At 36.7% G+C, this 18,553-nt stretch carries 18 protein-coding genes; 10 read left to right on the forward strand and 8 right to left on the reverse strand.

Features of this window, described 5'->3' with window-relative positions:
* Positions 1–128 precede the first annotated feature (128 nt).
* Positions 129–851, forward strand: a complete 723-nt coding sequence (locus tag QJV27_RS02310) for a response regulator transcription factor (protein ID WP_281447374.1) — start codon at positions 129–131, stop codon at positions 849–851.
* A gap of 33 nt (positions 852–884) precedes the next feature.
* On the opposite strand, the gene xth is transcribed toward QJV27_RS02310, so the two are convergent.
* Positions 885–1,691: an exodeoxyribonuclease III gene (gene xth / locus QJV27_RS02315; protein ID WP_281447375.1), complete on the reverse strand. Its 807-nt coding sequence runs from the start codon at positions 1,689–1,691 to the stop codon at positions 885–887.
* 386 nt (positions 1,692–2,077) lie between these two features.
* Between xth and uvrC the strand changes: the two genes are divergently transcribed.
* The 3 genes from uvrC to QJV27_RS02330 all read left to right on the forward strand — a co-directional run bounded on the left by uvrC (position 2,078) and on the right by QJV27_RS02330 (position 5,403).
* Positions 2,078–3,949: an excinuclease ABC subunit UvrC gene (gene uvrC / locus QJV27_RS02320; RefSeq protein WP_281447376.1), complete on the forward strand. Its 1,872-nt coding sequence runs from the start codon at positions 2,078–2,080 to the stop codon at positions 3,947–3,949.
* Between the two features lie 105 nt (positions 3,950–4,054).
* The gene (pgsA, locus tag QJV27_RS02325) at positions 4,055–4,636 is read left to right on the forward strand and encodes a CDP-diacylglycerol--glycerol-3-phosphate 3-phosphatidyltransferase (protein ID WP_281447377.1); all 582 of its coding nucleotides are present in this window, start codon (positions 4,055–4,057) and stop codon (positions 4,634–4,636) included.
* 89 nt (positions 4,637–4,725) lie between these two features.
* Positions 4,726–5,403: a hypothetical protein gene (locus QJV27_RS02330; protein WP_281447378.1), complete on the forward strand. Its 678-nt coding sequence runs from the start codon at positions 4,726–4,728 to the stop codon at positions 5,401–5,403.
* 4 nt (positions 5,404–5,407) lie between these two features.
* On the opposite strand, the gene QJV27_RS02335 is transcribed toward QJV27_RS02330, so the two are convergent.
* Positions 5,408–6,652 (reverse strand): adenosylmethionine--8-amino-7-oxononanoate transaminase, encoded by a 1,245-nt coding sequence (locus QJV27_RS02335; protein ID WP_281447379.1) that lies wholly within the window; start codon positions 6,650–6,652, stop codon positions 5,408–5,410.
* 77 nt (positions 6,653–6,729) lie between these two features.
* Between QJV27_RS02335 and QJV27_RS02340 the strand changes: the two genes are divergently transcribed.
* The 4 genes from QJV27_RS02340 to rpmG all read left to right on the forward strand — a co-directional run bounded on the left by QJV27_RS02340 (position 6,730) and on the right by rpmG (position 10,387).
* On the forward strand, positions 6,730–7,917 hold the full coding sequence (locus QJV27_RS02340; protein ID WP_281447380.1) for an aminotransferase class I/II-fold pyridoxal phosphate-dependent enzyme: 1,188 nt from the start codon (positions 6,730–6,732) through the stop codon (positions 7,915–7,917).
* Complete coding sequence (locus tag QJV27_RS02345) at positions 7,914–8,579, forward strand: alpha/beta fold hydrolase (RefSeq protein ID WP_281447381.1); 666 nt, start codon at positions 7,914–7,916, stop codon at positions 8,577–8,579. Before QJV27_RS02340 ends, QJV27_RS02345 begins: the two co-directional genes overlap by 4 nt.
* On the forward strand, positions 8,579–9,979 hold the full coding sequence (gene bioD, locus QJV27_RS02350) for a dethiobiotin synthase (RefSeq protein ID WP_281447382.1): 1,401 nt from the start codon (positions 8,579–8,581) through the stop codon (positions 9,977–9,979). Before QJV27_RS02345 ends, bioD begins: the two co-directional genes overlap by 1 nt.
* Before the next feature lie 240 nt (positions 9,980–10,219).
* Positions 10,220–10,387 (forward strand): 50S ribosomal protein L33, encoded by a 168-nt coding sequence (gene rpmG / locus QJV27_RS02355; protein ID WP_008853818.1) that lies wholly within the window; start codon positions 10,220–10,222, stop codon positions 10,385–10,387.
* A 78-nt stretch (positions 10,388–10,465) separates the two neighbouring features.
* Here the strand turns inward: rpmG and QJV27_RS02360 are convergent, their stop codons facing one another.
* Together QJV27_RS02360 and eno are read right to left on the reverse strand one after the other, a co-directional pair.
* The gene (locus QJV27_RS02360; protein ID WP_281447383.1) at positions 10,466–10,795 is read right to left on the reverse strand and encodes an FtsB family cell division protein; all 330 of its coding nucleotides are present in this window, start codon (positions 10,793–10,795) and stop codon (positions 10,466–10,468) included.
* A gap of 71 nt (positions 10,796–10,866) precedes the next feature.
* On the reverse strand, positions 10,867–12,156 hold the full coding sequence (eno, locus tag QJV27_RS02365) for a phosphopyruvate hydratase (RefSeq protein WP_281447384.1): 1,290 nt from the start codon (positions 12,154–12,156) through the stop codon (positions 10,867–10,869).
* A gap of 213 nt (positions 12,157–12,369) precedes the next feature.
* Between eno and QJV27_RS02370 the strand changes: the two genes are divergently transcribed.
* Positions 12,370–12,849 carry a DUF3429 domain-containing protein gene (locus QJV27_RS02370; RefSeq protein ID WP_281447385.1) on the forward strand — a complete coding sequence of 160 codons (480 nt, stop codon included), beginning with the start codon at positions 12,370–12,372 and terminating at the stop codon, positions 12,847–12,849.
* Here the strand turns inward: QJV27_RS02370 and kdsA are convergent.
* The 4 genes from kdsA to tpiA all read right to left on the reverse strand — a co-directional run bounded on the left by kdsA (position 12,833) and on the right by tpiA (position 16,443).
* The gene (gene kdsA, locus QJV27_RS02375) at positions 12,833–13,663 is read right to left on the reverse strand and encodes a 3-deoxy-8-phosphooctulonate synthase (RefSeq protein WP_281447386.1); all 831 of its coding nucleotides are present in this window, start codon (positions 13,661–13,663) and stop codon (positions 12,833–12,835) included. The two genes, QJV27_RS02370 and kdsA, sit on opposite strands and share 17 nt — an antisense overlap.
* The gene (locus QJV27_RS02380) at positions 13,660–15,291 is read right to left on the reverse strand and encodes a CTP synthase (RefSeq protein ID WP_281447387.1); all 1,632 of its coding nucleotides are present in this window, start codon (positions 15,289–15,291) and stop codon (positions 13,660–13,662) included. Before QJV27_RS02380 ends, kdsA begins: the two co-directional genes overlap by 4 nt.
* 62 nt (positions 15,292–15,353) lie before the next feature.
* Positions 15,354–15,647, reverse strand: coding sequence for a preprotein translocase subunit SecG (secG, locus tag QJV27_RS02385; RefSeq protein ID WP_281447388.1), 294 nt, complete (start codon positions 15,645–15,647; stop codon positions 15,354–15,356).
* A gap of 46 nt (positions 15,648–15,693) precedes the next feature.
* A complete protein-coding gene (tpiA, locus tag QJV27_RS02390) occupies positions 15,694–16,443 on the reverse strand; it encodes a triose-phosphate isomerase (RefSeq protein WP_281447389.1) in 750 nt (249 codons plus the stop codon).
* Between the two features lie 215 nt (positions 16,444–16,658).
* Here tpiA and QJV27_RS02395 point away from each other — a divergent pair, with 215 nt between their 5' ends.
* A complete protein-coding gene (locus QJV27_RS02395; protein ID WP_281447390.1) occupies positions 16,659–18,542 on the forward strand; it encodes a peptidylprolyl isomerase in 1,884 nt (627 codons plus the stop codon).
* Positions 18,543–18,553: the final 11 nt, after the last annotated feature.

An 18,553-nucleotide genomic window follows, 5' to 3' on the forward strand; every position in this document is an offset into this window, starting at 1 on the left:
TAATAACTTTTTTTTGATGCTGTGTTCAAATAACAAATATAGTATTAAAAATATATTAATTTATACTATTATAATTCCTTAAGTGGATTGACGACTATTTTTATTTTATCATAAAGGGATGGCGTTTGATGGCTGGATTACACCCAATTTTAGTAGTTGATGATGATCCAAAGTTAATTGAAACTTTGTCAGAACAATTACAGTTTGATGGAGAGTTCGAAGTTCACGGTGTTTATACCGTTGAAGAAGCAAAAACGAACATATTAAAATCAGAAAAACATTATGATGCCATTATTTTAGATGTCATGTTACCTGATGGTGATGGGTGTGATTTATGTGCGTATCTGCGTAAGGAAGGATGCAGAACACCTATTATAATGTTGACGGGCTCAGATGACGAAGCCGATGTCGTTCGCGGTCTTGATGCGGGTGGAAATGATTATGTATCAAAACCATTCCGAATTGCCGAACTATTAGCGCGTTTACGCGCACAAATGCGTATTTTTGCCAACAGTGAAGACGCTGTTTTTGCGATTGGTCCATACGTATTTCGCCCTTCTGCCAAATTATTGCAAGAAAACGAAACCAATAAACGTATTCGTCTGACCGAAAAAGAAGCGGCAATTCTTAAATTTTTATATCGTTCAGGTACAAGACCAGTACCAAGGCAGGTTTTGTTAAATGAAGTGTGGGGATACAACTCTGCTGTTACAACACACACTTTGGAAACACACATTTATCGTTTGCGCCAAAAAATCGAACCCGATCCAACCAATGTTTCTTTATTAATTACCGAGGCTGGGGGATATCGCCTAAGCTCAGCTACTGATACTACAAAGAGCGATACCTAATCGTAAGATAATATTGCTCCATGTATTAGATATTTAAGTATGTGGAGTTTTATTGAATTCAATTAAAATTGGAACGTGATCGGATGGCTTTGGCCAGTTTCGAACCTCTTTATAAACTTTAATTGTTTTCAAAGCAGGGCGTAAATTGGGAGTTATCCATAAATGGTCTAGCCTTCGACCTCTGTTTGATTTTTCCCAATCTTTGTTACGATATGACCACCAAGTATATAATTTTTCCTGCTCTGGTATTATTTCGCGCATCGCATCTATAAATCCAGTTTCTAACCATTGATTTAAATTCTGAGTCTCAATTGGAGTATGGCTAACAATTTTTAAAAGCTGTTTATGGTTCCACACATCGTGTTCTAAAGGAGCGATATTTAAATCACCAACCATAATGGTATATGAATCTAAATTATGTTTGAACCACTGGCTTGCTTCTTTTATAAAATCTAATTTGTGTTGAAATTTGGGATTGATTGCTGGGTCTGGTTCATCACCACCCGCTGGAACATAAAAATTATGCAAGGTTACTGGATGATTTAAAAATTCGAATTGAACAGCTAAATGTCTGCAATCCTCTTTACCACACCAATCTTTGGTTAAGGGGCTAAGTTTAAATGGATGTTTCGACAAAATGCAAACACCGTTATAACTTTTCATTCCTTTATAAGCGATATAATTATACCCTAATGCCTTGATCTCTGCTTCTGGGAACAAATGGTCGGGGACTTTGGTTTCTTGCAAGCAAATTATTTCTGGTTGAGCAAGTGTAACAAGATCCCCTAATAAGGGCAGCCTTAGCCGAAGGGAATTAATATTCCAACTAATAATACGCATTCTCTACTGTTCTACTTTTCGAAATAGAAGGATTTTAAAATATATAGTCTAAATAATATATAAAAATTATTAATATAAGCTTAAAAATTTAAAGTTTTTTAAATTTTGTCCACTACTCCTATTGACATCTAGTTTTTTTAAAAATTATTAAAAATTTGAAATATAATTTAATTTTGTTCTTTTAAAAAATACTTTAATATCAATGTGTTATAAAACATGATTAATTTTTAGGCAATACATGATAGAGCTTGATAAACTGCCCACCAGACCCATATATTAAATAATCATCCATAGACTTATCCACAGAAACGGTGGAGAACTAAAATAAACCTTGAAAATCAAGGCAGAATAGAATTTTATAAAATTTCACAACGTAAGATACCTTTATGAATCAATCGATATCAACATCACCTGATTCGCACCAAGGTGTGAATGTCATAAGAAAAATGCTTAAAACCATGCCTTCTGAGGCAGGGGTTTACAGAATGATTAATAAAGATGGCGAGGTTCTGTACGTAGGGAAAGCTAAAAATTTAAAGAAAAGAGTAACATCTTATACTCATTTAACCCAATTATCTGATCGTATTCGACGTATGGTTTCCCAAACCGCGTCTATGGAAATCATCACTACCTACACCGAAGCTGAAGCACTCTTACTTGAAGCAAACCTCATTAAAAGTTTTAAACCACGTTTTAATATTTTATTACGGGATGATAAAACTTACCCTTGGCTTGTTATAACAAAAGATGAATGGCCAAGAATTGACAAGCATCGTGGGAAAGTTTCCAAGACAAATGAGTTTTGGGGACCGTTTGCCTCGGTTTGGGCAGTTAATCAAACATTGGAATTATTGCAAAAGATCTTTTTGCTAAGAACTTGCTCTGATAGTGAATTTCAGTCTAGAACAAGGCCTTGCTTATTATATCAAATTAAACGATGCTCTGGCCCCTGCGATAATCGGATAACAGCAACTGAATACCAACAACTTATACAACAAGCTAGAGAATTCCTGTCGGGTCAAACCATTACCCTTCAACAGCAACTGGCCCAAGAAATGGAAAAGGCTGCGGCAAATTTAGATTACGAGCGTGCTGCAGCTTTACGAGATCGTATTCGTGCCTTTACCTACGTTCGTAGTACAGGTGTTGTTAACCCATCATCAATCACTAATGCTGATATTATTGCCTTTTACCAGGCGGGAAACACCTGTTGTATTCAGGTTTTCTTTATTAGAGGAAGTCGCAATAACGGTAATAGAGCCTTCTTTCCTGACCATACAGAAGACCAATCAGATGAGGATATCGTTACAGCTTTTATAGGTCAATTTTATGAAAATAAGACCCCACCACCACAATTATTGTTAAATATTGCTTTATCCGAAGAAAAAGTTATTCGGGAAGCATTAAGCCTTAAAGCAAATCATAAAGTAACGATTAGTATTCCTCAAAAAGGCGAAAAAAAAGCGGTTATAGATCACGCCGTTGAAAATGCTAAAGGTGCACTTGAACGTAAATTAGCTGAAACAGAATCTCAAAAAATACTGCTTGAAAAGGTTAAAGAATTATTCTTGTTGCCAGATATTCCCAATCGCATCGAAGTTTACGATAACAGTCACATTATGGGCAGTTTTGCCTATGGATGTATGATCGTTGCAGGACCTGAAGGCTTTATCAAATCTGCATATCGTAAATTCAGTATTAAATCTGATATTACTCCAGGAGATGACTTTGGGATGATGCGTGAGGTTTTATCAAGACGCTTTAGTAAACAAAACCAAAATGATAAAAGTAGCTGGCCTGATATGTTGTTAATTGACGGGGGGGCAGGGCAATTTTCAGCAGTTGAATCTATTTTATCAGAATTGAATGTTACAGGGGTTGCTTTGGTCGGTATCGCCAAAGGCAAAGACCGCAATGCTGGTCGTGAATGGTTTTTCACCAAGGATCAAGAGCCGTTTCAATTACCAATAAACGATCCCGTTTTATACTATTTACAAAGATTACGTGACGAGGCCCATCGATTTGCGATTACAACCCATCGAAGTGGCAGATCAAGAGCCATTGAACGTTCTGAGCTTGATGATATTCCAGGAATAGGTATGCGTCGTAAAAAGCTATTATTAAATCACTTTGGATCAGCTAAGGGCGTAAAAGAAGCCAGTTTATCCGATTTCTCAGCAATACCTGGTATTAATGAAGCATTGGCAGAAACAATCTACGGGCATTTTCGACCAGGATGGCATAAAAATAACAAATAAAGATTTTTTGTAATTCTTTCATTATTAATATATTTTTCTTATGATAAATACCTTATAAGACTATTAGTTCTGATTTATTGCAAATAGCCATTATCTGAAAAAGTTATGTTTAATAATCTTCCCAATTGTCTAACTTTATCGCGTATTATCATTATTCCTTTATTGGCTATTCTTGTAATGATTAATCAGCCAATCACCGATTTTATTGCATGTTTATTATTCATCTTGGCGGGGGTTACCGATTATTTGGATGGGAAACTAGCGAGGGCTTGGCAACAACTTTCTGAATTGGGCAGAATGTTGGATCCTATTGCTGATAAATTATTAGTTGGAATTTTACTCATCGTTATGGCCAGTTATGATCGACTACCTTATGGTGGTTTAATTCCTGCTATGGTGATTCTCTCTCGCGAGATTTTAGTCAGTGGTTTAAGAGAGTTCTTGGCATCCTCACAAGTAAGTTTACCTGTGACAAAATTATCAAAATGGAAAACAACTTTTCAAATGATTGCTATTGGTTTTTTGCTGGCTGGTGACAGTAGTGCAGAAATGTTAGGGATCGGTTGGGCACCAATTAGTTTAATTGGTGCAGTATTGTTATGGATTTCAGGTATCTTAACCATCGTAACTGGTTGGGGATATGTTTATAAAGGGATAAATTTTATTAACAAATCAGAAAAAACTTAGAATTATTCTGTGTTTTTCTCTTGAGATTTTTTTGCTTTAAAGGCAAATTGCAAACAGATTTTAGTTTTATAATAAATTGGAGACTTTGAATGCGGAGCTATGCTGCTCTTATAGCATCGGTGTTACTGTTAAGCGGTTGCTCCGGATTTGATCGATTTTTAGATGACACCGTACGTTTACCTGGCAGCAATCCAGAAGCCCCAAAAGGGAATTCTGAAAATATGATGAGAGTAAGAGGGGAGATGGTAGCATCTACTCCGATTCTTCCCCAAGGTGAAAATATTTGGCCATCTCGTCCCCCAGCATTACCCACACTTAGTGACGTTGCAAATGATGACAGTTTCTCTTTGTCTGATTATAGTCGTGCTTCTGGTGCTGATGTGGATGTGGTTACCAAAGAACGTGGGACAGACCGTACCCTACCTTCTGATTTCCCCGAAGATGGCAATTTAAATGAAGGCGAAAGCAACCTAATTAAAAATGGTGCATCAGGTAATAAGATGAATTCACTACCGCTGCGTCGTGGTGGGGTCTTACCAGATCATATCGAAGATCATGCCCCCAAATATATTGAAAAGAATACCAACAGCCAACCTATCGTTATTCCAAATGGTGATGGAACCAGCACAATGATTACTTCTACTGGAACGGTAACCATTGTGAAAGATTCAGAAATTGCAAAACACAAAGGAGGAGTAAAAACTTTAAAAAATCTTTCTCCTTCTAAAACAACACCTTCTGAATCAGAAAAAGCAAATAAAAAATAATATTTCAACCTGCTAACACTTTATAAATCGTCTGAGTTAGATGGCTCAACTCGGACGATGAAATTGTAAAAGCAGGGGTTAAATATATTATATTTCTAAAGGGCCTAATCCATACATGTTGAGCCAAAAACTGTTGTTTTAATAGATTGATATTTGTAATTTTGTATAATTCTACTACCCCAATGGCTCCTTTCACCCTCACGTTCTTAACCTGATCCAGCTGCTGACAGGGGGCAAGCTCTTGTTGTAATTGAGATTCAATAGATCGAACGTTACCAAACCAATCATAGTTGTTGAATAAGTCCAAAGAAGCATTCCCACAAGCACAAGCCAAAGGATTAGCCATAAAGGTTGGACCATGCATTAATGCGTGCGTATCCTGATCTGATAAAAAACCATTATAAACATGATCTTGGGCAATGGTTGCTGCCAATGGCATCGTTCCACCACTTAATGCTTTCGATAAAGTTATAATATCGGGAATAATTTCTGCCTGATTACAAGCAAATAAACTGCCAGTTCGTCCTAATCCTGTAAAAATTTCGTCGAAAATTAACAAAATATCATAATGGTCTGCTTGCTTACGTAAAAAAGATAAAACTTCAGGTTCATGAAATAACATTCCACCCGCACCCTGAACTAGAGGTTCCACTAGTATTGCAGCGATTTCATGATGATGATGCTCTAGAAAATTGACAAAATATTTCTGTAATTCAAGAGTAGATGGCAAAGCTGATATATATTGTTTTGGTAAAACCTCTTTAAATAAGCTGTGCATTCCCTCATCTGGGTCGCACACAGCCATTGTTGCCAAAGTATCACCATGATATCCCCCGTAAAAAGACAGAATTTTTGTCTTATTTAGTTGGTTATGATTAAGCCAAAATTGAATGGCCATTTTCATGGCAACTTCGACCGAAACTGATCCTGATTCAGTAAAAAAAACTTTATTTAAAGATCCTGGTAGTAAATTACTCAGCTTTTCAGCCAACATTAACGCTGGTTCATGAACAATTCCGCCAAACATAATATGTGGCATTTTTTCAAGCTGGCTTTTAACTTGATCTGCAATATAGGGATGATTATATCCATGACACGCAGTCCACCACGAAGCAATACCATCTATAAGCTCTGTACCGTCTTTTAAGATAATACGAGAACCTTGTGTTTGCTCCACAATAATGGGTGTATTACAGGTTTGCATTTGAGTATAAGGAAGCCAAATATTTTTAAAAATTGATTGAGACATTACCATTGCATATAAAATTGTATAAGAATATTTTAACTTTATACTGTTTTATCCCTACCTTAAATAGATTGTTTTTTATGAGTAAATTTGATCATTTTTTTCAAGAGTCGTTACAATATAGACAAGAAAGAGGCATTAAAAGGCAGTTAAAACCCATTAACTATACAGATTCATTACATATCAATCATAAAAATACTGCGTATATTAATTTTTCCAGTAACGACTATCTGGGGTTTTCTTTTAATAATCATTTAAAACAGTTAAGTCAGTTATATATTAGAAATTACGGTGTAGGATCAGCTGCATCACGATTAATTACGGGACATACCGAACATCAAGATGATCTTGAAAGAAATCTTGCTCGGTTTTTGGGAACAGAGGCAGCCATCATCTTTGCCTCCGGATGGCAGGCCAACGTCGCAGTTATTGCGTGTTTATTAGAAAACCTGCCCAAACCTGTATGGGTCATTACCGATAAATTAAACCATGCCAGCTTGCATTATGGATGTAAAGCAGGCCAAACAAAGCAAATTCGTTTTCATCACAACGATATGCAACATTTAAAGGAGCGTTTAGAATTTATTGCTGATGAAAAAGGAACAAAACTTATTATTACTGAGACCATTTTCAGTATGGACGGAGATCAAGCTGATTTACAAACTCTTCGCCAGCTGGCAGATCATTATGATGCCTTTTTGTACTTAGATGATGCCCATGCTAGCGGAGTTTTTGGCCATCAGGGGCAGGGACTTGCCCCTAGAATCGCTGATCTTACCATGGGTACATTCAGCAAAGCCTGGGGCAGTTTTGGGGCTTATATTGCCGGATCAAAAGCATTGTGTGATTGGTTAATCAATTATTGTTCTGGATTTATACACACGACAGCTTTGCCTCCTTCAATCATAGGCAGTATTCATGCCGCACTGGAATTGATACCTAATATGTCTGATGAACGTGAATATCTGTATCGTCAATGTCACCGTATTAAAAATAAACTATCTTCTTGGGGAATAGAAACAGGGACCTCTACATCGCAAATTATCCCCTTAATTATTGGATCTGCTAATTATTCTGTTCAACTGGCACAAAAGCTACAAAATAAGGGATTATGGATCATGCCAATACGACCACCAACCGTTCCACAAAATAGCAGCCGACTGCGACTGACAATCAGTGCTGGGCATACAGTTGACGAAATTGATTTTCTGCTTGAAACAATTTATCAATCTCTTCATTTTAATCCCGAATTATGGCAAGCATCATGACATCAAAGCCTCAGCTTTTGTTTGTACATGGATGGGGATTTTCAAAAGAATTTTGGAATAAAATCCTTCCTTATTGCTCCAACTATAAAATACATCTCCTTGATATTGGATTTATCAGTAATCAACCAACATCGGAACAAGAGCTACATTCTTTCATATCGCATCAAGATCATATAGTTGCAGTTGGACATTCCTTGGGGTTCTTATATTTATTAAAGCAGTTTCCTCACCGATTTAAGCATTATATTGCGATTAATAGCTTTGCACGTTTTTCAAAAACCGAAAATTTTATTCATGGTATTCCCACACGAATATTAGACCGCATGTCCAAAGGATTAGAACAACCAAAAACTGAAACCTTGTCACAATTTTACCAGCAATGTGGTTATACACCCTCATCGTCAATCAAAGATATCAATATTCCATTATTGCAATTAGGATTAAAATGGTTAAAGACCGAAGATGTCAGCCATATAATACCATTGATTTCTGATAAATTAACAGTTATTTCATCAACAAACGATCCTGTTATACCCCAAGCAATGACAACAGCTTCTTTTCCGACACAGCATATTCATTGGGTCGACAGTCATACACATTTATTACCAATAACCCACCCTAAACTTTGTGTAACTCTTATTCAGCAAAATGCAATGTTATAATGACTACCTATAAAAACAAAATTCGCAACGCTTTTGATAAAGCTCATGATTATAATCGCTCAGCACACGTTCAAAAGATTGTCGTTCGTCAATTAATTGCAAAAATTAAAAAACTTTATCAATATCGACCACATCCTGTTTCAATTCTTGAAGTAGGATGTGGAACAGGGTTTTTGACTCAAGAGCTATTAAAATTATTTCCAACAGCTCAGTTTACGATAACAGATATTTCTTCGAATATGATTGAGTATTTAAAACAGAACTACAAAAATACTACAAGCAATATCCATTTTGAAGTCATGGACGGGGAAAATCCTAGTAAAAATTATCATTCTTTCGATCTTATTTGTTCAAGCCTTGCATTTCAATGGTTCGAAAATCTGCCGACGGCATTACAACAACTGAGTAATTTACTGACACCAAATGGGTATTTAGTATGTTCTACGTTAAGCGAAGGAAATTTTATCGAATGGAAGCACCTTTACGAAAGTAATGGTTATTCCAACTCTTTTCAGCAATATCCATCTATCGATAGGTTGCAAACCTACTGGCCATCTGACCATGGACATGGCTATTGGGAAGAGGAAAAAATTATCGATCGTTCCATCAGTGGTTATCAGTTCATCAAGGATCTACGCTCTATCGGTGCGCATACACCACGTAATATGCATCGCCCTTTATCCGCAGGAAGACTGAGAAAAATTATTGATCAATTTGATACAAATTATGGCTACACGACTTATCAGATTGCGTATGGAATTTTTCAACGCTTTGCCGCAAAGGGGTATTTCGTCACGGGAACCGATACGGATGTTGGGAAAACTTTTATTTCCGCCTGTCTGGTGAAATTACTAAATGCATTATATTGGAAGCCCATTCAAACAGGATTAAATTGTGATCCAGGCGATACAAATACAATTTGCAAATTGACAGGTTTGCGAGATCAACAAATCATTCCGCCCTTAATCGAATTACAACATCCGCTATCACCTGAAGCAGCGGCAGAGATAGAAAACATTAAGTTAGATATTCATCAAATGAACTTTACCCTTAACGACCCATCAAAAACATATATAGTCGAAGGGGCAGGGGGAATTTTTGTCCCAATTGCAGAAAATCAATTTATGATTGACTGCATGAAGAAAATAAACCTGCCTGTTATTATTGTGGCTCGAACCAGTTTGGGTACGTTAAACCATACTTTGTTAACCATAGAATGTTTACGACATCATCATATTCCTATCGCGGGAGTTATTTTAAATGGCAGTTCCAATCCTGCAAATAAAAAGGCTATTGAGCGTCATGGTAAAGTAAGAGTTATCGCCGAAATACCAAAAGCAGAAACGGTTGATGCCCGAACTATTAAGGATTTTTGTAAAAAACTGTCGTTATTCAATTAGAATTTTTAGCAAACATATTGTATAAGGAACTAGTATTTATTGATTTCTTATATTATTTCTATCAAATTACAATTTAAGATCTTATCAGTAATGATATTTTAAATATAATTTGACAAATAATGAAAAAATTGTATGAAAATAGAGTAAATTAAAGAATAGACTTGATCTTTATACGAATTACAAGCATTTAATAAATGATATAAGCTGTATCAAGATAAAGCTAATCAAAACGAGGACGTAATGGCTAAAAGTAACACAATTCAAATCAAATTGCTTTCAACCGCTGAAACAGGTTTTTTCTATGTAACCAGAAAAAATGCAAGAGCACACACTGGTAAAATGGAATTAAAAAAATACGATCCAGTTGTTCGTAAACACGTTGTGTTTCGTGAAGCAAAAATTAAATAAGTTTTATAGTAATATAAAATCAAGAAAGGCTGGGCAAAATGTTCCAGCTTTTTTTATGTCTGAATGACCCAATGTAAACTAGTACAAGTGATCATTTGCTTTATAAGGAATAACAATTTCATTGTCTTGAGCAAAGCTCAACATAACACGTGCGCGTTCGTCCAACAAATCCTTGTCCAAAGCACCTTCTTTTAAACCCACAACACGTCTGCCCCAAGCCTGCTGTTCAGATACAGCATCTTGTTGCGCGTTTTGCGCTTCTACCAGCAATTTTTGCTGAACATAATAACTTTTTAGTCCGTGGTCACCATTAAGCGTATTCCAAAGAAAATACCCTGTTAATCCTAAAAAAAATACAGGAGGGACAACTGATTTAATTACTTTCTTTACTACATGAAAAAAACCCATTTTTACCCCTTACATCCTAAATACAATAAAATCGGAGTTAATATATTAACCCCGATTTTACTTAATTAAACTTATAGAATTTCTAAAGCTTTAAATGCATTACGACCAGCGTATCTTGCATTAGCGCCTAGATCTTCTTCAATTCTGATAAGTTGATTGTATTTTGCAATACGATCAGAGCGAGACAAAGACCCTGTTTTAATTTGACCAGCATTTGTAGCCACAGCAAGATCAGCAATTGTAGCATCTTCGGTTTCACCAGAACGATGGCTGACCACGGTTGTATAACCATGACGATGTGCCAGTTCCATTGCTTTGAAGGTTTCTGTCAAAGTACCGATTTGGTTAACTTTAACCAACAAAGAGTTACCAATATTTTGTTTGATACCTCTTGCAAGTCTTTCAGGATTGGTCACAAATAAATCATCACCAACCAATTGAACTTTATTTCCTAATTTTTGGGTTAGTTCTAACCAACCTTCCCAATCATCTTCAGAACATCCATCTTCTGCTGAAATAATAGGGAAGTCATTACATAAACCAACGATATAATCAACCATCTGGCTTGAGGTAAAGATTTTACCTTCACCAGTCATATTGTATTTGCCATCTTTAAAGAATTCAGAAGAAGCAAGATCCAGTGCCAATGAAATTTCTTCACCAGGTTTATATCCAGCTTTTTCAATTGCTTTCATGATATAAGATAACGCTTCATGAGCTGATTTAAGATTTGGCGCAAATCCACCTTCGTCCCCGACGCTGGTGTTTAGTCCAGCAGCGTGTAAGTCTTTCTTTAATGTATGGAAAACTTCTGCCCCCATTCTTACAGCTTCTGCAAGAGAAGAAGCACCATGAGGGACAATCATAAATTCTTGAATATCAATTGGGTTATCAGCATGTTTACCACCATTCACAATATTCATCATTGGAACAGGCAAGACATGGGAATAAGGGGAACCCAAATAACGATATAAAGGGATATCCAATTCTTCTGCAGATGCCTTTGCAACAGCCATAGATACAGCCAATGTAGCATTTGCCCCTAAACGTCCTTTATTAGGGGTCCCGTCAAGATCAATCATGGTCTGATCAATTAAAATTTGATCAAGAGATTCTAAACCGACAACAGCTTCTAAAATTTCGCTATTGACGTTATTAACCGCTTTTAAAACGCCTTTACCAAAATAACGGTTTTTATCATCATCACGCAGTTCAACAGCTTCATGAACCCCTGTTGATGCACCAGACGGAACAGCCGCACGGCCAATCACACCTGTTTCTAATTCAACGTCAACCTCAACGGTTGGGGTACCACGACTATCAAGAATTTCGCGTGCTACGATATCAACAATTGCACTCATTTTATATCCTAACGAAGTAAGTGTTTTAAAAAAGATTAGATATTAAAATCACACCCCTGAAATATTGCCATAAATATATGATTAACAACATTAAAGATGTGTATTAGCAAAGGAACTTTGTTAAATACATGTGATTATAATCAAGAAATTGTTATATTACTAGATATTCTATAATTTAATTTGTAACCATAATAATAACTTTTGGAGACTCTTATGAAGCGAATGCCTCTTTTATCTTTTTTAATAGGGGTTTTGTCACCAATTCCTTTGGTGTTTATGGCTTTCATGATGATGTTTTATTCACCTCAAACATCGTTGCCTGTATTATTACCTTCTTTTGTTGGGTATGGGGGAATAATGTTGGCGTTTATCGGTGGTATCAACTGGATTCTTACAATGCAGAAACCTGTTATTCTCCTTGATAACGATGTTAGCACCATTGACAAAACACGTTTATTTACTGCCATCATTCCGTGTATTTTTGCCGAGCTGGCAATTATATTTACAGCCAATCAAAAATGGATACTGGCACTAATATTATTAATGATAGGTTTTGCCACAACTTTATTTTTAGAGCGTAATGCTTATTTACCAGCAGAACAACCACCAGGCTATCGAGCCATTAGATGGCTAACAACCCTTATCATCCAAATCTGCCTATTCGGAGCAATTATTTTTAGGGTTCCTTGGTAATATGATCTATTTGTTTCAACTTGCCTAAAAGGGCAGGCAAATCATCCAGCTTAATCATGTTAGGGCCATCACTTGGGGCATTGTCAGGATCTTCATGTGTTTCCACAAACAAAGCAGCAATACCAACCGCCATGGCAGCTTTGGCAAGATAACTTACAAATTCACGTTGACCACCCGAAGTATTCCCCATTCCACCAGGTTGCTGTACGGAATGGGTTGCATCAAATACTACGGGATAACCAGTCTGCGCCATGATGGGTAGGCCACGCATATCACTAACCAGTGTATTATAACCAAATGATGTTCCACGATCACATAGTAGAATTTGCTCATTGCCTGTCGAGGCAATTTTATGAGCAACATTCTTCATATCCCAAGGGGCCAAAAATTGTCCCTTTTTTACATTAATAACTTTATTAGTTTGCGCAGCAGCGATCAACAAATCAGTTTGACGACACAAAAAAGCTGGAATTTGTAAAACGTCAACCACTTGTGCCACTTCAGAACATTGTTCAGGTAAATGAACGTCTGTCAATATAGGTAACCCTAATTTTGTTTTGACTTCATTTAATATGGCAAGTCCTTTTTTAATTCCTAATCCGCGTTGTGTTTGAATACTAGTACGGTTAGCTTTGTCAAAGGAACTTTTATAAATCAGTCCAATATGATGCTTTGAACAAATGTCCTTTAGTCGATCGGCTGTTTCCAAGGCATGATCCAGTGATTCAATCTGACAAGGACCAGCAATCAAAGTAAACGGACGATCATTAGCAATGGTTAAAGAACCGACATGAACTGATTTACAAATTGTCATTTTGAGTGAGCCTGATTTATTGCTGCTTTGATAAAACTGGAAAACAAAGGATGTGGATCAAAAGGTTTAGAGCGTAACTCTGGATGATATTGCACCCCTATGAACCAAGGGTGGTCTGGATATTCAACCACTTCGGGTAGTACTTTATCAGGAGACAGACCTGAAAATTGTAATCCAGCCTTTTCGATTTGCTCTTGGTAATGAATATTTACCTCGTAACGATGGCGATGACGTTCTTGAACCTCTGTACTACCATAAATACTGGCGACTTTTGACCCAGGGACTAAGGACGCTGTATAGGAACCTAAACGCATTGTCCCCCCCATTTTATCCCCTGAATAACGACGTTTTACCTGACCGGAATCAATCCATTCGGTCAATAAGCCAACCAAAGGTTCATCAGTTGGACCAAATTCAGAAGAGGAAGCTTTGGGTAATCCTGCTAAATGGCGAGCACACTCAATAACGGCCATCTGCATACCAAAACAGATCCCTAGAAAAGGAATATGATTTTCTCTGGCATACTGAATAGCTAGAATTTTACCTTCACTGCCTCGTTCACCAAAACCACCAGGTACCAAAATCGCATTGCTGTTTTCAAAGAAGGACCCAATATCATTACTTTCTTCTAAGCGCTCTGATTCAATCCACTCGATATTAACTTTGGTTTTATGGGCAATTCCGCCGTGTAATAATGCTTCAATTAGGGATTTATAACTATCTAATAAAGCTGTATATTTTCCAACAATTGAAACGGTAACCTGATCTTGAGGGTTTCTTATCGCATCAACAATATTGTGCCACTTACTTAGATCTGGCTCTTTGTCGTAAGGTAATTTAAAATAACGTAAAACTTCTGTATCCAACCCTCCGTTGTGATAGGCAATAGGACATTCATATATCGTCTTGACATCTAATGCTGGAACAACAGATTCAGGACGGACGTTACAAAAGTTTGCAATCTTTTGACGTTCATGCTTTGGAATAGGACGATCACAACGGCACAATAAAATTTGGGGTTGTATACCAACATTTTGTAATTCTTTGACAGAATGTTGGGTTGGTTTTGTTTTTAATTCCCCAGCAGAAGCAATCCAAGGAACTAATGTCAAATGCATAAACAGGGTTTGATCAGCACCTAAATCATTTCGTAACTGCCGTATAGCTTCTAAAAAGGGTAGGCTTTCAATATCGCCAACGGTACCGCCGATTTCAACCAGCATGAAATCAACATCATCAGCACCTTGTAAAACCACAGATTTAATTGCATTGGTAATATGGGGAATAACTTGAACCGTGGCCCCCAAATAATCGCCACGTCTTTCACGCATAATAACATCTGAATAAATACGACCTGTGGTCGCATTATCATTTCGTGAAGCATGAACCCCTGTAAATCGTTCGTAATGCCCCAAATCAAGATCAGTTTCTGCACCATCATCGGTAACGAAAACCTCACCATGTTGATAAGGGCTCATTGTCCCGGGATCAACATTAAGATAGGGGTCCAATTTTCTTAATCGAACAGAGTAACCACGCGCCTGCAATAAACTTGCCAGCGCTGCCGAAGCAATGCCTTTTCCTAACGAGGAAACCACACCACCAGTAACAAATACAAATCGCGTCATGGAGCTTTCTTTTATACTGATCCGACCATATTGAAAAGCTATAGAATCTAAATAAAAATAACTTATTTTTGTGGTGCTGTTTTTTCAACGGACTGAGGTTGGGATAAAATATCATTTGTTTTGGTTGCAGCGCCCTTATTTAAAACAGCCATAACCAAACATAAAATCATAAAAGTCGCTGCCAACACAGACGTTGTACGGGTTAGTAAATTTGTTGTTCCCCGACCTGTCATAAATGATCCCATTCCTTGACTGCTGCCAATACCCAGGCCACCACCTTCACTGCGTTGAATAAGAACAACACCAATCAAAGCAAGGGTTACTATTAAATGCAAAATAAGAAGAATAGTCATCATTTGTTTAGTATACTTTCACCAACAACAAGGGCAGGGATATCTTTAATTAGATGAAATCTTGGGCAATATTAACAAGTTGAAGGAAGTCTTCAGGAATTAAACTGACACCACCAACCAAAACACCACCAAGTTCAGCAATAGCAAAAATGTCTTTTACATTATTTGGTTTTACAGATCCACCGTATAATATAGGTGTTTTTTTACCATTTTCTCCGTATTGAGCAATAAGTTTTTCACGAATAAATTCGATAACTTCGGCAATATCTTCATTTTTTGCAGATATTCCTGTGCCAATTGCCCAAACTGGTTCATACGCAACCAATCCTTTAAATTCTGAGGGAAGGGACCCCTTGATTTGGGTTGCAATGACTTCCTTATATTGGCCAGATTCACGTTCTTCTTTGGTTTCACCTATGCACACAACTGGTAACAGACCTGATGACTGTGCGGCCTGCGTCTTTTGAAGAATCAGTTGATCTGTTTCGCTATGATCTTTTCTGCGTTCAGAATGGCCCACGATAACATATTCTGCACCAAGATCTTTAATCATATCAGCAGCAATATCACCAGTATGTGCACCTTTGGACGCAACATGACAATCCTGAGCACCCAAACCATAAGGAGTATTTTTAATCAATTCCTTTACGTGTTGTAACTGCGTAAAAGGTGGGCAAACAACCGTTTTTGCAAAGTTTTTATGGTTATTGGAGTACGTTAACAAAGCAGAGATAATATGATCTGCGTCTTTTGTTAACCCGTTCATTTTCCAATTTCCGATAATAATCGGTCCAGCCATTTTAAATACTCCTAAAATTATGATATTATTATGGATAGGTTATAAACTTCGTTTTATAATTGAGTATGTGATCTTATCATAAAATAAAATAATTGCGTATGATTTAAAACAAATAACATTTTTTTTGCAGCTTTTAAATATATAGGTTATTTCTTCATATATGATTATCATGTAAACGATCATCACTATTAAATTCAATATGTAGGTTTCATCATATGCTGTCTTCGTTACGACATTTGTTTATTGATTCATGGGTTGGGCGTATTCTTGTCGGGCTTATTTTTATCGTATTTGCAGGTTGGGGACTTGAAAATATTTGGACCAGCCAAAGCCAAAAAAATGCAAATGTTGTCGCATGGATTGGAAATCAAACGATTTCTGTTCAACAGCTAAATACTGCGGTTAAAGGGCAGCTAGGCGAATATGCCGCTGAACAAGGGTTTGCGGATATCTCGCAAATCCCAAATAATACTAAAACCAAGATTGTAAACCAAGCATTACAACAACTAATGACACAAACCTCATTTATTGAAGCCGCACATAACTTGGGATTAACAGTTCCAGATGATATATTACGTCATGCAGTATTTGCGATGCCGCAATTTCAAAAAAACGGACAATTTGATCGTGCAATCTTTGATAACTTTTTACAGCAAAGTCATATTACACAAGATGCTTTCTTAAATATTGTACGTGATCAATATAGTTTTGATGCAATCATTCGTCCTTTAACTGCGGGAACGACTGTTCCAAACGCGATGATTAAACCTTTCTTTGATTATCAAAATGAAACCCGAACGATTGCTTATAAAAAATTCCCTTTAGATAGTTTTAAACCTGAACCACCCCCTTCAGAAGCCGTTTTAAAAAGATATTATGACAATCATATGTGGGAATTTACCGCCCCAGAATTTAGACGTGTTAAGTTAATTTTTATCTCACCCGAAACTGTTGCCAAAGATGTTGTAATTTCAGATCAAGATATTCTTAATTATTATAATACAAGAAAAGATCTATTTAAAAAACCAGCAACCAAGGCAATTCAACTGATTACAGTTAAAAATAAAGAGATTGCCGAGAACCTAGCAAAAGCTTGGAAAAATACATCTTGGGACGAAATCCAAAAACAAACTGCCAAAGAACATGGTTTTGTCAGCAACATCCCTGATTTTAGTGCAGCATCTTCACCATCACTTCAACTAACTAATGCCGTTAATAAAGTGAATGTAAATGATATCTCATCCCCAGTTCAAACCCCAATGGGGTGGAGTGTTTTTAAAGTCATTGCTCTTAATCCTGCACATGATATCCCTTTAAGTGATGTTAAACAAACCTTAAAGCAAGAGTTAACTCAAGCAAAAGCAAAACAAACCTTTGGAAATAATATCAAAGAAATACAAGATGTCTTGGCTGGTGGGGCTGGACTGGATGGAAAATTAGGTGGATTGGGTGTCGTTGCAGTGGAAGGTACATTGAACGAACAAGGGTTGACAACCGAAGGTATGCCAGCACCCATTCCATCGGATCCAAAAACTAAACAAGCCATGTTAACAAATATCTTTTCGGCTGCGAAAAATGGACAGCCTTCTCTTATTCAAGGGGATAATAATATCTACTATGCCTTTGTTGTGGAGAATATAGATCCATCTCATCAAGAAAAATTCGAAGATGTGAAAGAAAAAGTATTAAAAACATGGCAGAAAGCAACAATACAAAAACAAGCAAACATAGCGGCTTCTGCTCTATTTAAAGAAGTTCAAAGCAATAAAAGTGCGATTAAAGGTGAAAATGCTACTTTTTCAAGAAATCATTTGATTGAAAATATTCCTGCTTCTTTACAAAATGCCAGTTTCCAATTGCAAAACGGTCAATCAACCATGGTTGAAACCCCAGATGCATTTTATGTCGCAACGTTAACGCATATTTCAGCTCCTACGATACAAACTGATTCTGCTGCTTATAAAAATTTGAAAAACAAACTTATAGAACTTGAAAATAATGATATTTTACTAAGCTATAAGAATTTCGTTCAATCTACACAGAAATCATCAAGTAACCAGCAGGCTATTGATGCTGTTATCAAGCAGTACAGTAATTAATAAGATTAAGG

Origin of the sequence: Commensalibacter oyaizuii, from assembly GCF_029953265.1 — a bacterium.
GTDB classification, from domain to species: Bacteria; Pseudomonadota; Alphaproteobacteria; order Acetobacterales; family Acetobacteraceae; genus Commensalibacter; species Commensalibacter oyaizuii.